The organism is Streptomyces sp. NPDC048353 (assembly GCF_055587165.1).
On record NZ_JBVJGU010000001.1, the window covers coordinates 559,295 to 574,509 of the forward strand.

11 protein-coding genes and 3 tRNA genes are annotated in these 15,215 nt (G+C 74.2%); 7 read left to right on the forward strand and 7 right to left on the reverse strand.

Annotation, left to right across the window (positions count from 1 at the left end; genetic code table 11):
- Positions 1-37: 37 nt before the first annotated feature.
- Together ACZ6RC_RS02410 and ACZ6RC_RS02415 are read right to left on the reverse strand one after the other, a co-directional pair.
- Positions 38-1,477 carry an FGGY family carbohydrate kinase gene (locus ACZ6RC_RS02410; RefSeq protein WP_469578778.1) on the reverse strand — a complete coding sequence of 480 codons (1,440 nt, stop codon included), beginning with the start codon at positions 1,475-1,477 and terminating at the stop codon, positions 38-40.
- 83 nt (positions 1,478-1,560) lie between these two features.
- The gene (locus ACZ6RC_RS02415; RefSeq protein WP_453614733.1) at positions 1,561-1,875 is read right to left on the reverse strand and encodes a YtxH domain-containing protein; all 315 of its coding nucleotides are present in this window, start codon (positions 1,873-1,875) and stop codon (positions 1,561-1,563) included.
- A 170-nt stretch (positions 1,876-2,045) separates the two neighbouring features.
- On the opposite strand from ACZ6RC_RS02415, the gene ACZ6RC_RS02420 reads away from it, so the two are divergent.
- The 3 genes from ACZ6RC_RS02420 to ACZ6RC_RS02430 all read left to right on the forward strand — a co-directional run bounded on the left by ACZ6RC_RS02420 (position 2,046) and on the right by ACZ6RC_RS02430 (position 2,436).
- A tRNA-Asn gene (locus tag ACZ6RC_RS02420) sits at positions 2,046-2,118 on the forward strand.
- A 5-nt stretch (positions 2,119-2,123) separates the two neighbouring features.
- Positions 2,124-2,196, forward strand: a tRNA-Asn gene (locus ACZ6RC_RS02425).
- Between the two features lie 166 nt (positions 2,197-2,362).
- A tRNA-Ile gene (locus ACZ6RC_RS02430) sits at positions 2,363-2,436 on the forward strand.
- Positions 2,437-2,689: 253 nt separating this feature from the next.
- Here the strand turns inward: ACZ6RC_RS02430 and ACZ6RC_RS02435 are convergent.
- Positions 2,690-3,106: an organic hydroperoxide resistance protein gene (locus ACZ6RC_RS02435; protein WP_391142332.1), complete on the reverse strand. Its 417-nt coding sequence runs from the start codon at positions 3,104-3,106 to the stop codon at positions 2,690-2,692.
- A 102-nt stretch (positions 3,107-3,208) separates the two neighbouring features.
- Between ACZ6RC_RS02435 and ACZ6RC_RS02440 the strand changes: the two genes are divergently transcribed.
- The 4 genes from ACZ6RC_RS02440 (at position 3,209) to ACZ6RC_RS02455 (ending at position 9,203) form a co-directional block, all read left to right on the forward strand.
- Positions 3,209-3,682, forward strand: coding sequence for a MarR family winged helix-turn-helix transcriptional regulator (locus ACZ6RC_RS02440; RefSeq protein ID WP_469578781.1), 474 nt, complete (start codon positions 3,209-3,211; stop codon positions 3,680-3,682).
- Positions 3,683-3,717: 35 nt separating this feature from the next.
- Entirely contained in the window at positions 3,718-4,164 is a 447-nt protein-coding gene (locus ACZ6RC_RS02445; protein WP_469578783.1) for a GNAT family N-acetyltransferase, read from the forward strand.
- Positions 4,161-5,411 (forward strand): MFS transporter, encoded by a 1,251-nt coding sequence (locus ACZ6RC_RS02450; RefSeq protein WP_469578785.1) that lies wholly within the window; start codon positions 4,161-4,163, stop codon positions 5,409-5,411. The genes ACZ6RC_RS02445 and ACZ6RC_RS02450 overlap by 4 nt, the downstream gene beginning before the upstream one ends.
- Before the next feature lie 126 nt (positions 5,412-5,537).
- The gene (locus ACZ6RC_RS02455; protein WP_469578787.1) at positions 5,538-9,203 is read left to right on the forward strand and encodes a S8 family serine peptidase; all 3,666 of its coding nucleotides are present in this window, start codon (positions 5,538-5,540) and stop codon (positions 9,201-9,203) included.
- Positions 9,204-9,340: 137 nt separating this feature from the next.
- Here the strand turns inward: ACZ6RC_RS02455 and ACZ6RC_RS02460 are convergent, their stop codons facing one another.
- From ACZ6RC_RS02460 to ACZ6RC_RS02475, 4 genes are all read right to left on the reverse strand, one after another.
- Entirely contained in the window at positions 9,341-10,711 is a 1,371-nt protein-coding gene (locus tag ACZ6RC_RS02460; protein WP_469578789.1) for a carboxyl transferase domain-containing protein, read from the reverse strand.
- Entirely contained in the window at positions 10,704-12,182 is a 1,479-nt protein-coding gene (locus ACZ6RC_RS02465; protein WP_469578791.1) for an acyl-CoA synthetase, read from the reverse strand. Before ACZ6RC_RS02465 ends, ACZ6RC_RS02460 begins: the two co-directional genes overlap by 8 nt.
- Before the next feature lie 48 nt (positions 12,183-12,230).
- On the reverse strand, positions 12,231-13,478 hold the full coding sequence (locus tag ACZ6RC_RS02470; protein WP_469578793.1) for an MFS transporter: 1,248 nt from the start codon (positions 13,476-13,478) through the stop codon (positions 12,231-12,233).
- Positions 13,479-13,652: 174 nt separating this feature from the next.
- Positions 13,653-15,185 carry a GAF domain-containing protein gene (locus tag ACZ6RC_RS02475; RefSeq protein ID WP_469578795.1) on the reverse strand — a complete coding sequence of 511 codons (1,533 nt, stop codon included), beginning with the start codon at positions 15,183-15,185 and terminating at the stop codon, positions 13,653-13,655.
- Positions 15,186-15,215 lie beyond the last annotated feature (30 nt).

Genomic DNA, 15,215 nt, shown 5'->3' on the forward strand with positions numbered 1-15,215 from the left:
GTGCCCCCGGGACGTGACGACTCGTTTTGGCGCGTGTTCAGGAGCCGAAGGCCCCCGGGTGGATCTGGTCCCGGGTCGCGGCGTACTGCTGGCGTACGGCCTGGCCCACCGCCAGCTCCTCGCCCGGCTCGAAGACCTGGGCCGCGGCGCCCTGCCAGGCGGGGGGAGCGGAGGGCGAGAGGGTTCCGTGGGCCACCCCGAGGGCCCACGCGGCCTGACGGGCCGCGCCGAGCGCGGTGTAGTCCGCCGGCTGGGGGACGACCACCTGGGCGCCGAAGACCGCGGGCGCCAGCGCCTGGACGGCGGGCAGTTCGGCCGCCGCGCCGAGCAGGAAGACCCGGCGCACCTCCACGCCCCGCCCGCGCAGCACGTCCATGGCGTCGGCGAGCGAGCAGAGCATGCCCTCGAAGGCGGCCCGCGCGAAGTGCTCGGGCTTCATCGACTCGCGGCGCAGACCGCTCAGGGTGCCCGCGGTGTGCGGGAGCCTGGGGGTGCGCTCGCCCTCCAGATAGGGGAGCAGGACGAGACCGGAGGCGCCGGGCGTGGACTTCAGGGCGAGCGCCGACAGCTCCTCCAGGCTCTCCACGCCGAGCATCTCGGCGCTGCCGCGCAGCGCCCGCACCGCGTTGGAGACGTGCACGACGGGCAGGTGCATGCCGGTCGCGTCGGCGAAGGAGGTGATCATTCCGTGCGGGTCGGCGAGCGCCTGGTGGTGGACGGCCATCACGGAGCCGGAGGCGCCGAGGGAGACGACCGCGTCCCCGGTGCGGACGCCGAGCCCGAAGGCGGCGGCCATGGTCTCGCCCGTGCCGGCGGAGATCAGCAGCCCCTCGGGGGTGGTTCCGGCGGCCTCGGCGGGGCCGAGCACCTCGGGCAGTACCGCCTGGTGGCCGAGGGCCAGCTCGACGAGGTCGGGGCGGTAGGAGCCGGTGGCGGCGGACCAGTAGCCGGTCGCCGAGGCGGCGCCCCGGTCGGTCGTACGCCGGAGGGGCCGGCCGAGCAGCTGCCAGACCAGCCAGTCGTGCGGCTGGAGGACCATCGCGACCCGCCGGGCGTTCTCCGGCTCGGTGCGGGCCAGCCAGCGGAGCTTGGCGACGGGCAGACCGGCCTGCGGGACGGAGCCGACGGCCTCGGCCCACGCCTGCCGTCCGCCGAAGGCCTCGACGAGATCGGCGGCGGCCACCTGGGCCCGCCGGTCGTTGCCGACCAGCGCGGCGCGCACCAGACCGCCCTGCGCGTCGAGCGGGACGAGCCCGTGCTGCTGGGCGGAGACGCCGATCGCCTGGACGCCTTCGAGCAGCCCGCCGGCCGCGGCCTCGCCGAGCGAGAGCAGCCAGCTCTGCGGGTCGACGTCGGCGGCCTTCGGCTCACCCGGGTGCGGGGCATGGCCCTGGCGCAGCACGGCACCCGTGTCCGCGTCGCAGACGACGATGCGGGTGAACTCAGCAGAACTGTCCAGACCGGCGACTATCCCCATACGGGAGATTCTGCCGCACGCGGCGGGGCGGGGGGAGCGAGCGGGGGGCGGCACGCCCGTCCGGGCGGCCCGCCCCCGCGCCCTCAGGTGTTGCTGGTGCCCCAGTCGTCATCGGTCCCGGAGCCCCTGACCTGCCCGTTGTGTCCGCGCAGGGCGTGCACCCGGTCGGCGACCGAAGGGGGCAACTTGTCCCCGACCTTGTCGCTCACCACGTGCATCGCCTTGCCCGCGACCTCACGCCCGGTCTGGGCGGCGGACTCGGCGGCGTTGCGCACGGCCGGGTTCCGCGAGAGGTCCCGCGCGGACTTCTTCAACTGTTCGTAGCGCTCGCGCCCGGCCCGTGTGCCGATGACGTAACCGAGGGCCACTCCCACGACGAACGTCAGCTTGTACCGCACGGCGGCACCACCCTTCCCTGGAGCTTCGCTGATGCCTCACTGGTGCCCGCGACGGGGCGCGGCATACCGATTGGCGGAGCACCCCCCTGATTGCGCTAATGTATGTGTCGCAGCGAACGAGCGCCGCTCGGAGACACCCGAGGTGGGTACGTTCGGTGCAACCGCAGCAATCCCCTGTAGCTCAATTGGCAGAGCAGCCGGCTGTTAACCGGCAGGTTACTGGTTCGAGTCCAGTCGGGGGAGCGCGATCCCCTGTAGCTCAATTGGCAGAGCATTCGGCTGTTAACCGGAGGGTTGCTGGTTCGAGTCCAGCCGGGGGAGCAGAGAGGAAGAGGACCCTTCGGGGTCCTTTTTCTTGTCTCCGGGAACCGCGCCGCTCCGACGGAAGTCCTCATGGTCGTGCGTTGCCGACCATCCACAGCGAGAGATCGTATGAGCGGCTATGCTGCGGCAGACGGCGCGCACACATGTACGCGCCACACGCTCCGGGGCGGTAGCTCAGCCGGTTAGAGCAGCGGACTCATAATCCGTCGGCCGTGGGTTCGAGTCCCACCCGCCCCACCGGGACACGCCGCAGGTTCACCCGTTTGACCTGCTGCGACAGGAAGGCCCTCTCCGTGGAGAGGGCCTTTTCCGCGTCTCCGGGGCCGTCCGCTCGCCCCCTGCCCGCCCGGGCGGGGCGGGGAGTTCGAGTCGAACAGCTCTCCGGTTCAGGGGGTGCGCACGAGCCGAGCGGGGAGGCGCGCGGAAGGGGCGCTCGCGCATCCCGACGCCCCCCGCCGCACCTCGTTCCACCATGTGTGCGGGGCGACTACTACTCGATGACGAGGTCCACCGCGATGTTGCCGCGGGTCGCCTTGGAGTACGGGCAGAACGCGTGGGTCTTCTCCAGGAGCTCGCGGCCGGGCTCGCCCTGGAGATGGTCGGGGAACTCGGCGCGCATGACGACCGCGAGGCCGAAGCCGTTGTCCGCCTCGTCCTTGCCGATGGAGACCTCGGCGGTGACCGAGACGTCCGCGATGTCGATCTTCTCCTGGCGGGCGATCACACCCATGGCGCTGGCGAAGCAGGCCGCGTAGCCGGCGGCGAAGAGCTGCTCCGGGTTGGTGCCCTGGCCGTTGCCGCCGAGGGCCTGGGGGTGCGCGAGGGGGAGGTCGATGTGGCCGTCGGAGCTGATGGCGCGGCCCTCGCGGCCGTTGGCGGTGGCGACAGCGGTGTAGATCGCGTTCATGGGGTCCTCGTTTCCGTTCGGTGGGGTGTGCAGCGACTCTAGCGCGCAATTCAGTTGTGCACAACTCAATCGTTCGTGAGGGGTGTCCCGTACCCTGGAGCCATGGAGACGCTCGACTCGACCCCGGACGCGGACTTCCTCCGGCTCGACCACCAGATCTGCTTCTCGCTGCACGCCGCGACCCGCGCCTTCAACGGCGTCTACCGCGGCGCGCTCAAGGACCTCGGGGTCACCTACCCCCAGTACCTCGTCCTGCTGGTGCTCTGGGAGCACGGGGAGCTGCCGGTCAAGCGGATCGGCGAGCACCTGCGCCTCGACTCGGGGACCCTCTCGCCGCTGCTCAAGCGGCTGGAGGCGGCCGGCTTCGTCGAGCGCCGGCGCCGCGCCGAGGACGAGCGCTCGGTCACCGCCCGGGTCACCGAGGCCGGGGCCGCGCTGCGGGAGAAGGCCCTCGGTGTGCCCCGGCGGATCGCCTCCGCGACCGGGATGTCGCTGGAGGAGATCCGCGGACTGCGCGACCAGCTCACGGCGCTCGCCGCCCGCCTCGACGCCGTCGACCCGACGGACCTCCTGTAAGGACCCGTATCCCCGCCCGTCCCTATACTCCCTCCATGCCCTCCGTCACCCTCCGCCGCGCCACCGCCGACGATTCCAAGCGGCTCACCCGTCTCGTCCGCACCTCGCGCGCCTACCGCGACGGCTACGCCGCCATGGTCGACGGCTATGTCGTCGGAGGGTCGTACATCGAGCACCACCCCGTCTTCGTCGCCGTCGACGACCGGCAGCGGATCGTCGGGTTCTACGCCCTCCTCCTCGACGAGGCCGAGCTCGATCTCGCCTTCGTCGTCGACGAGGCGCAGGGCCTCGGCATCGGGCGGATGCTGATGGAGCACATGACCGCGCAGGCCGGCGCCGCCGGGCTCGCCTCCGTGCGGGTGGTCGCGCACCCGCCCGCCGAGGACTTCTACCTCCGTACCGGCGCCCGCCGCACCGGCACGGTCCCGCCCGCCGGCTCGATCCACTGGGCGCGCCCCGAGCTGCGCTACGACGTCGCGTGAGCGCCACCGGGCAGGAGGACCGCCGCCGGGTCCTCGCGGACCTCACCCCGCTGCGTACCTCCGTGCACTACCGCCGCCTCTGGTTCGGCAACACCATCTCCTGGGTCGGCCAGGGCATGACCGCCCTCGCGGTCTCGCTCCAGGTCTACGAGATCACCCGCTCGCCGTTCTCCGTCGGACTCGTGGGCCTCTGCTCCCTCGTCCCGCTGGTCGTCTTCGGGCTGTACGGCGGCGCCGTCGCCGACACCGTCGACCGCCGCAGGCTCGGCCTGTTCAGCGCCACCGGCTCCGCCGCGCTCTCCGCCGCGCTCGCCACCGCCGCCTTCGCCGGCTTCCACGACGTCCTCTTCCTGTACGCCGTCGTCGCCCTGCAGTCCGTCTGCGCCGCGCTCAACTCGCCCGCCCGCACCTCGATGATCCCCCGGCTCCTGCCGCCCGATCAGCTGCGCGCGGCCAACGCGCTCAACTCCATGACGATGACGTTCGGCACGCTCGTCGGCCCGAGCCTCGGCGGTCTCCTCGTCGGCGTCGGCGGCTTCCAGACCGCGTACCTCGTCGACGCCGTCGCCTTCTCCGCCGCCCTCTACGCGATGTGGCGGCTGCCTCCCATGCTCCCCGAACGGACCGGCGCCAAGCGGGCCTCCGTCCTCGACGGGCTGCGCTTCCTCGCCACCCGCCCCAATCTGCGGATGACGTTCTTCTCCGACTTCTGCGCGATGATCCTCGCCCACCCCCGCGCGCTGTTCCCCGTCGTCGCCGTCCTCTGGTACGACGGCGACGCCCGCACCACCGGCCTGCTCGCCGCCGCCCCCGCGGCCGGCGCGCTCCTCGGCGGCGTCCTCTCCGGCTGGCAGGGCCGCATCCACCACCACGGCCAGGCCATCCTGCTCGCCGTCGCCTGCTGGGGCACCGCCATCGCCGTCTTCGGACTCACCCGGAACCTCTGGCTCGGGCTGCTCCTCCTCGCCCTCGCCGGATACTCCGACACCGTCTCCATGATCTTCCGCAACACGATGATGCAGGTCGCCGCCCCGGACGAGATGCGCGGCCGGCTCCAAGGCGTCTTCATCGTCGTCGTGGCGGGCGGGCCGCGCCTCGGCGACTTCCTCGCCGGGTCGGTCGCCGACCTCACCTCACCCGCCGTCGCGATCACCGGTGGGGGTATCGCCTGCGTTCTCGCGGTTGCCGTGCTTGCCCTGTACGGGCGGGGATTCCGCCGGTATGACGCCCGCAATCCCGCTGCCTGACCTGGCGGTTGACCGCCACGGCGCATAGTCGCCAGGCGGCTCGGGGCCCAACCACCGCCGTACGCCCGAGACTCGTCGCACCACCCGGAACCACCCCTTCCCCCGGGTGTGCGAGGAGTTGCGTCGATGACCAGATCATCCGCCAGAGGGAGAGCGGGGCTGCTCGCCGCCGGCCTCTCCCTCGTGATGCTCTCGGCCGGGCAGACCGCCGCCGCCGGGAACGCCGCCGCCCCCGTGCCGGACACCTTCGCCCCCTCCCGCGGCGGCAGCACCACCGTCACCCTCGTCACCGGCGACCGCGTCACCGTCACCGACCTCGGCGCCGGCGAGAAGACGGTCACCGTCGAACGCGCCAAGGGCGCCACCGGGGCCGTCCGCAGCCGGATCACCGACGGCCGGGTCACCGTCGTCCCCGACGAGGCCCGCCCCTACCTCGACTCCGGCGTCCTCGACCCGCGGCTCTTCGACGTCAGCGGCCTCGTCGAACAGGGCGTCACCGACGCCCTTCCGCTGATCGTCACGTACGGCAAGGGCGCCCGCGCGGCCGCCCCGCGCGGCACCGAGACCGTCCGCGCCCTGCCCAGCATCGGCGGCGCCGCGGTCGAGGCGAAGGACCCGGCCGCTTTCTGGCGCGGCTTCACCGGCCCCGGCGCCCGCTCCGCCGGCCTCGGCAAGGTCTGGCTCGACGGACGGGTCGAGGCGGCCATGGCCGACTCCAACGCCCAGATCGGCACCGCCCGCGCCTGGGAAGCCGGCTACACCGGCAAGGGCGTCAAGGTCGCGGTCCTCGACACCGGCGCCGACCTGACCCACCCCGACCTCGCCGGCCGGGTCGCCGAGTCCGCCTCCTTCATCGAGGGCCAGGAGGTCGCCGACCGCGACGGCCACGGCACCCACGTCACCTCCACCGTCGGCGGCAGCGGCGCCGGTTCGGACGGCAAGGAGAAGGGCGTCGCCCCCGGCGCGACCCTCGCCGTCGGCAAGGTCCTCAGCGACGAGGGCTCCGGCACCGAGTCGCAGATCATCGCCGGCATGGAGTGGGCCGCCCGGGACATCGACGCCAAGGTCGTCTCGATGAGCCTCGGTTCGCCCGAGCCGAGCGACGGCACCGACCCGATGGCCCAGGCCGTCGACGCGCTCTCCGCCGAGACCGGCGCGCTCTTCGTCATCGCCGCCGGCAACAGCGGCGCCCCCGGCTCCATCGGCTCGCCCGGCGCCGCCGGCTCCGCGCTCACCATCGGCGCCGTCGACTCCGCCGACGCCCCGGCCTCCTTCACCAGCCAGGGCCCCCGCCACGGCGACCAGGCCCTCAAGCCCGACCTCTCCGCGCCTGGCGTGGAGATCCTCGCCGCCCGCTCCCAACTCGCCGAGGGCAGCGGCCTCTACACCGCCATGAGCGGTACGTCGATGGCCACCCCGCACGTCGCGGGCGTCGCCGCCCTGCTCGCCGAGCAGCACCCCGACTGGACCGGCGCGCAGCTCAAGAACGCCCTGATGTCCTCGTCGAAACCGCTCGCCGACTCCCCGTACGCCCTCGGCGCCGGCCGGGTCGACGTCGGCGCCGCCGTCGCCGCGCAGGTCACCGCGACCGGCTCCGCCGACCTCGGCTTCGTCTCCTGGCCGTACGAGGAGAACGAGCCGGTCACCCGCACCGTCACCTACACCAACCACACCGCCTCACCGGTCGAGTTGAGCCTCGCCGTCGAGGGCGTCCCGGCGGGCGTCGCCACCCTCGCCGACACCACGCTCACCGTGCCCGCCCACGGCACCGCGGCGACCACCGTCACCGGCGACGGCACCAAGGCCCCCGTCGGCCAGTCCTTCGGCCGGATCACCGCCTCCGCCGGTGAAGCGATCCTCGCGCACACCGCGGTCGGCATGGTCAAGGAGGGGGAGCGCCACACCCTCACCGTCCACGTCAAGGACCGCGCGGGCGCCCCGGCCCCCGCCCACCTGGGCGTCCAGCGGCTCGCCGAGGGCCACGACCCGTTCCCGGAGACGGTCGGCGAGTCCGGCACGCTTCGGCTGCGCCTGCAGCCCGGCACGTACACCGTCGACACCTTCCTCGACGTCCGGGGCAGCAAGGGCGAGGACTCCCTCGGCCTCGGCTTCCTCACCGAGCCGGAGATCGTCCTCGACCGGGACCGCGAGATCACCCTCGACGGACGGCGGTTGCGCGAGATCCGCGCCGAGGTCGAGCAGCGGACCGAGACCCGCCAGCTCCTCATGGAGTTCGACCGGGACGCGGGCGGTGTCTCCTACGGCGGGGCCGTCCAGGTGCCGCCGAAGTACGACTCGGTCTTCGCCGCCCCCACCCGCAAGCCCGCCACCGGCACCTTCGAGTACCGCACGGTGTGGCGGCTCGGCAAGCCGCTCCTGGAGGCGAGCACCGACGGGCAGCGGCTTTCCGACGCCACCCCGCAGGCCGGATCCGCCCTCCTCGAAGGCCGCCACCGCCTCGGCGTCGTCGACGCGGGCACCGGCACCGCCGCCGAGTACGCCGGGAGGAACGCCCGCGGCAAGGCCGTCCTCGTCCGCCGCGCGCCCGGCGCCGACACCGCGCGGATGGCGCAGGACGCGCAGGACGCGGGCGCCGCGGCGCTCTTCGTCACCGACGACGAGCCCGGCCGGCTGATGTCCTGGTTCGGCACGGAGGACTACCAGGACCGGCCGCTGCCCGTCTCCACCGTCAACTCCGCCGACGCCGCACGGCTCGCGCAGGCGGCGAAGCGCGGCACGCGCGTCGACCTGACCGGCACCCGCTACACCCCGTTCACCTACGACCTCTCCGAGGGGCACCCGGGCGCGATCGGCACGGACCTCGTCTTCCGGCCCGGCAGGCACGAACTGGCCACCGTCCGCTCCTCCTTCCACATGCCCACGGGCCGCAAGGAGCTCGGCGGCGAGTTCCGCTACTCGATCACCGACACCTTCCCGATCGGCTTCGGGTTCAAGGAGTGGATCGCCTTCCCGGTTGAGCGCACCGAGTACGTCTCCACCGGTACCGGGCAGGGCTGGCACGAGTCGGTCGACCTGGGGGACGCGCTGGAGCAGCGCGGAGGCGTCAACTCCTACCGGGGCGGCAGCCACCGGACCCTCGACTGGTTCGCGCCGGTCTGGCACCCCTGGCTCGGCACCGGGCTCGGCTGGGGCCAGGAGCGCACCGGGAACTCCCTGAGCTTCAACACCCCCGGCTGGGGCGACTCCGGTCCCGACCACACCGGCTTCGGCAACGTGTGGAGCGACGACTCGATGACCCAGTTCACCGAGGTGTACGTCGACGGCGTACGCGTCGACCGCAAGACCAGCTCCGCCGCGTACGCCTGGGACGCCCCCGCCGAGGAGGCGGAGTACAAGGTCGTCACCGACACCACGCTCGACCCGGCGCGCTGGCGGCTCTCCACCCGCGGCCACGCCGAGTGGACCTTCCGCTCCGCCGAGACCCCGGCCGACCGGAGGACGTACCTGCCGCTGATCAACCTCGGCTTCGACGTGGACACCGACCTGAAGGGCGACGTGCGCGCCGGGCAGCGGCTGCCGGTGCGGATCTTCGCCGAGTACGTCGAGGGCGCGGCGGACACCGGCCGGATCGGCGGCGGGACGCTGGAGGTCTCGTACGACGAGGGCACGACCTGGTCGAAGGTCGCGCTGAAGCCCTCGGTGCGGGGCGGCTGGGCCGGTGACGTGCGGGTCCCGCGCGTGGCGGCGTCCGTGTCGCTGCGCGCCGGCGCGAGCGACGACCGCGGCGGCTCGGTGAAGCAGGAGATCATCCGGGCGGTGGGGGTGAGGTAGACCGACCCCACCGATCCGGAAGGGCCCGGTACGGCGCGCCGCCGTACCGGGCCCTTGCGTGACGGGACGTCAGGCGCCACGGGGCGTCCGGCGCCGCCGATCGTCAGTCGTCCCCGAGCGTCAGGCGTCGCCGATCGTCAGTCGTCGCCGGGGGTGACGATTCCGCGCACCACGCCGAGGTCCACGAGGTCCTGGGGGCGAAGGCGCAGCTGGTCGGCGGTGGCGGGGGTCCGGTCGGGCGGCCGTTTGAGGATCGCCGCGGCGAGTTCGGGCGCGATGACGGAGAAGTAGCTGTCGGGCGTGGCCCAGGTCGAACCGGCGGCGGCCAGGGCGAGCGCCCCGCCGGAGCCGCCCTCGCCGATCAGCAGCGAGGTCACCGGCACCCGGGCTCCGGCGATCGCGGCGAACGCCTCCGCGATGGCCGGCCCCGCGCCCGCCCGCTCCGCCTCCGCGTCGTTGGCGGCGCCCGGGGTGTCGATCAGGGTCAGCACGGGGAACCCCAGCCGGTCGGCGAGGCGGACGAGACGGGCCGCCGTCCGGAACCCCGCGGGCCGGGTCGCGGAGCCGTCCTGCGCGGCGTACGCCACGACCCGCCCGGCGCGGAGTCCGAAACCGCACTCCATCCCGGGGTCCACCCCGCCGGCCCGATCGCCGCGCACGGTCGCCCGCTCGTCGAAGTAGGCGTCCAGATAGGCCCCGGCCCGCGGCCGGCGCGGATCGCGGGCCCGGCCGACGGCGACCCATCCCGTCCCGGGCGGGCCGACCGCCACCAGCGCGCGGGGGACCGGCGCGGGCTCCGGCGCGGGACCGGGCGCGCCGCTCAGCAGGCGTACCCACCGGGCCAGGGTCTCCCGCAGCTCCCGCGGCGGGACGACCGCGTCCACATGACCGCTGCTCCACTGGCCCTCGGCGGTGGTGGCCGCCGGGTCGGCGTCCGGCGGGCGGACCCGGGAGCCCGCGAAGGCCACCTGGGCGGCGGGAAGCGCGAGGACGACGTCCGCCCCCGCGCCGACGGTGGCCCAGCCGCCGCCCGTGGACGGGTCGCGGAGCACCGCCACATGGGGGACGCCGGAGGCGCGCAGCCGGACCGTCGCCGCCGCGACCCGCTGGAGCTGGGTGAGGGCGACCATGCCCTCCTGCATCCGGCTGCCGCCGGTCGCGACCAGCGACACCAGGGGGAGCCGCCGCTCCCGCGCCAGGTCGTAGGCGGCGACCAGCCGGTCACCGGCCGCCCGCCCGAGCGATCCGCCCAGGAAGCCGAACTCGAAGGCCACCAGGACGACGGGCCGGCCCCCGACCGTCGCCGTGCCGTGGAGGACGGACTCCTCCTCGCCGGTCCGCTCGCGGGCCCGCGCCCGCGCGGAGCCGTAACCCGCCCAGCCGAGCGGCCCGTCGGGCCCGCCGGCCGGAGCGGTTGCCACCGGTCCCGAGGCTCCCGAGCCGGCCGCCGCCGCGAAGTCGTCCGTCACCAGCGCGATCACCTCGCGCGCCGTCGGTCGCTCACGCATCGGGCGTCGCCGCCCCCGGCAGCGCCTTCTTCAGGACCTTGCCCATGTCGTTGCGCGGCAGGGCCGGCAGGAAGCGCACCGTCCGGGGGCGTTTGTGCGGGGCGAGGAGAGCCGCCACGTGCGCGGTCAGGTCGGCGGCCGCCGGGGGCCGGTCCGGGTCGGCGGGGACGATCCAGGCCACGATCCGTTCGCCCAGGTCCGCGTCCGGTTCGCCGGTCACCGCCGCCTCGCGGACCTCCGGGTGGTCGAGGAGCGCGTTCTCGATCTCGCCCGCGCCGATCTTGTAGCCGCCGCTCTTGATCAGGTCGGTCGCCTTGCGGCCCACGATCCGTAGGGAACCGTCCGCGTCCCGGACCGCCATGTCGCCGGTACGGAACCACTCCCCGTCGAACGCGGCCGCCGTCGCGTCGGGCCGGTGGAGGTACGCGCTGAAGAGGTTCGGGCCACGGACCTGGATCTCGCCGACGCTCTCCCCGTCGGACGCCCCGATCTCCTTCCCGTCCTCCTCCACCAGCCGCAGGTCCACGCCCCGCAGCGGCAGTCCCACCGAGCCGGGGCGCGGGCCGGAGCCGACGCGCACGCTCGTCAGCATGAGCGTCTCGGTCATCCCGTACCGCTCGACGACCTGACGGCCCGTCGCCGCCGTGAGCCGTTCGTGGTCGTGGAGGGGAAGCGCCGCCGAGCCGGACACCAGCAGCCGCGCCCCCGCCAGGGCCCGTACCAGGGCCGGGTCGGAGCCGACCGCGTCCGCGAGCCGGTGGTACATCGTCGGCACCCCGAACAGCATCGTGCCGCCCGCACCCAGCTCCCGCGCCACGCCCTCGACGGAGAAGCCGCCGAGGTGGCGCACCGACCCGCCGCGCCGCAGCGGGCCGAGGATCCCCAGGATCAGCCCGTGGACGTGGAAGAGCGGCAGCGCGTGGACGAGCACGTCGTCCGCCGTCCACGCCCACGCCTCCTCCAGGGCGTCCAGGGAGGCGGCGATCGCGCGGTGGGAGAGGACCACGCCCTTGGGCGGGCCGGTGGTGCCGGAGGTGTAGACGATCAGGGCGGGCGCCTCGGAGTCGTCCGGCACGCCGCCGCGGGCGAAGGCCGCCGGGACCGGGCCGAGGTGGGCGGCCTGCGTCTCGACGTCGATGCGGGGCAGTTCGGCGAACGCCGCCGGCAGGACGTCCTCCGGTCCCGCCAGGACCATGCTCGGAGCGCTGTCGCCGAGGATGTGCGCCAGCTCCCGCTCCCCGGTGCGCGGGTTGACCGGGATCGCCGGTATGCCGGCCAGCAGCGCGGCGACCACGGCGACCGCCGTCCGGGCGGTGGGCGTGGCCCAGACCGCGACGCGTCCCGCGCCCCCGATCCGTGCGGCCAGGGCCCCGGCGGCCCCGGCCAGTTCCTCGTAGGTCAGGGCGTCCGCGCCGAAGCGGAGTGCGGGCCGGTCCGGGTCGGCCCGCAGGGCCGGGAAGAGCGCGCTCAACGGTCGTCCTCCTCGCGTAGGGAATGCGAGAGGCATTCTTCTCCGGTATCAGGAGGGGCGCGCTGCGACCTTGCTCACCTCCGGGGAGCCGCTGTCCTCCCCGGTGGGGCGGATCGTCCGCATCCGGCCGTACGCGTAGACGCAGCCCGCGAGCGCCAGGTCGGAGAGGAGCATGAAGCCGATGGAGTACGAGTCCTTGGCGCTGTAGATCGCGCCCATCACCAGCGGCGGCACGAAGCCGCCGAGTCCGCCCATCGCGCCGACGATGCCGGTGACGCTGCCGACCTGTGGCTGGGGGGTGACCTGGGAGACCAGCGCGAAGACCGATCCGCTGGCGGTGCCGAGCCCGGCGGCCATGCACAGCAGGGCGATCGTGCCGCCCGGAACCAGCGCCGGGTCGAACGCCTGGACGATCGCGAGGAGGGCGACGAAGCCGAGCGCGCCCGCGGTGACGAGGGCCGGGTGGACCCGGTCGGAGAGCCAGCCGCCGATCGGCCGGAAGACGACCGTCACCAGGGCGAACCCGGCCGCCTTGGTACCGGCGTCGGTCGGGTCGAGCGCGTACCAGGTCTTCAGGTACGTGGGGAGGTAGACGCCGAACGCGACGATCCCGCCGAACCCGATCGCGTACAGCGCCGACAGCTCCCACGTCACCCGCAGCCGCCCCGCCTTGCCCAGCCGGGCGCCGAGGGAGGCGGTGGGGACCGGCCGGTCGGGGCGGTCGGTGATGAGGAGGAACGCGAGGACGGCGTAGGCGGCGAGGGCGACCGCGACGACCAGGAACGGCAGGTCCTCGCCGTGCTCGGCGATGCGCGGGGTGAAGTAACCGGAGAGCGCCACCCCGCCCATGCCCATGCCGAAGACGCCGAGGGCGAACCCCCGCTTGGCCGGCGGGAACCACGAGTTGACGAGCGGGATGCCGATGGCGAACGTCGTGCCGCCAAGACCGAGGAGGAAACCGACGGCGAGCATCGCGCCGTACGAGTGCTTCGCCGGGATCAGCAGCAGCACGGGCACGATCGTGAACGCCGAGACGAGCGGGAACATCACCTTCGCGCCGTACTTGTCGGTGAGCGCGCCGACCGGGATCCGGCCGAGCGAGCCGACCAGCACGGGGACGGCGACCAGCAGCGACTGCTGGAAGGAGCTCAGGGCGAGCCGGTCGCCGTACCAGCTGCCGAGCGGGGCGATCAGGTCCCACGCCCAGAAGGTGAGCGTGAAACCGAGGGTGGCCAGCGCCAGGTTGCGGTAGGCGGCCGGGGAGGGCTTCGCGTCGGTGTCCACCCCACCAGTCAAGGTCGGCTCCCTGCGCGGGTCGCGCGGAACTGCGCCGTCCGGGGGGGCGGTCGGGGAGGGGCGGGAAACCCTAGGGCCGGGCGGCCGGGGGAGGGGCGGGGAAGCCTAGGGCCGGGCGGGACTTCACGGACACGACCTAGGGCGGTGCGGCCGGGGGAGGGGACGGGCGCCGGGTCACGGCCAGGTCACCGTCGTCGGCGGTTCCGCGTCGTCCGTCACCGTCAGCCGCGGCCCGTCCGGCGGCGCCGACACCCCGACCGTGATCGCGGTGACGCCCGGACGGCGGTGGGCCGCCGCCAGCGCCCCGCGCAGGGCGGCGAGGAGCCGGTCCGCGTCCGCCTCGCCGATGAGGGTGTCGACGGCCCCCGAGAAGTGGACCGAGGGCGGGAACCCCAGCAGGACGGCCGCGCCGCCCGTCTCCCGCAGCACCCGCCCCCGGAAGGAGGTCGGCGCGTCCGCCGGGGGCTGCTGGAGCGCGAAGATGGCCGTCCGCACCTCCTGGATCGTGGAGTCCAGCTCGTCCACCGCCCGCCCGAGCAGCGTGTTCTCGGCGGAGGACTCCGCCGCCCGCCGCCGGGTCGACTCCAGCATCATCTCGGTGGCGAAGAGCCGCTGGACGACGAGGTCGTGCAGATCGCGTGCGATCCGGTCGCGGTCCTCGTACACCGCCAGCCGTTCCCTGTTGTGCCGCGCGTCCGCGAGGACCAGCGCCAGCGCCGCCTGGGAGGCGAACTGCGAGGCCAGCAGCCGGTCCACCGCCGTGTACGGCCGCCCGCCGCGCCGCCGGGGCAGGGCGAGGGTGCCGATGAGCCGCCCGCCGCTCTGCAGCGGCAGCATCATCGAGGGGCCGTACCGCGACCGTACGTGCGTCGTCATCCGCGGATCGGTCGCCGAGTCCTCCACGAACACCGGCTCGCCGCCGAGCAGCTGCGCGAGGACGTCGGACCCCGGCGCGATCGTCGTCCCGACCAGATCACCGGGGTCGCCGACCGTCGAGGCCGTCACGATCTCCATGCCGCCCTCCTCGGTCGGCTGCAGGACGACCCCGGCGGAGGCGTCCGCGAGCAGCCGCGCCTGCTCGGCGACCGTCCGCAGCGCGCCCTCGGCCGGCTCGCCGGTGAGCAGGGCCGTCGTCACCGCCGCCGCGCCCTCGATCCAGCGTTCGCGCTGCCGGGCGGTCTCGTACAGCCGGGCGTTGCCGATCGCGATCCCCGCCTGCGAGGCGAGGACCCGCAGCAGCGCCAGGTCCTCGTCGGTGAAGGGCCCGTCCCGCTTCTCGGTCAGGTAGAGATCGCCGAACACCTCGGTGTGCACCCGGATCGGGACACCGAGGAAGGAACGCATCGCGGGGTGCCCCTCCGGGACCCCACTGGAGCGCGGATGGCTCGTCAGATCGTCGAGCCGCAGCGGCCGCGGGTCCTCCAGCAGCAGGCCGATGACGCCGGAGTGGCCGTCGGGGAGGCGGCCGATGCGCTCCCGCTCGGCCTCCGTCAGCCCGGTCGTGAACAACTCGGTGACCCGGTGGCGCTCGGGGTCGACCACCCCGAGCGCACCGTAGCGCGCCCCCGTCAGCTCGGCCGCGGAGTCCACGATGTGCTGGAGCGTGGCCCGCAGTTCGAGGTCGCTGCCGACGCTGAGGACCGCTTCCAGCAGGGCCGGCAGGCGGGGGGCCGGTTCGGCCGGTTCGTCCGCGTCCATGATCGGCATGGGTTCATTGTCGTACGGGCGAGAGGAGAC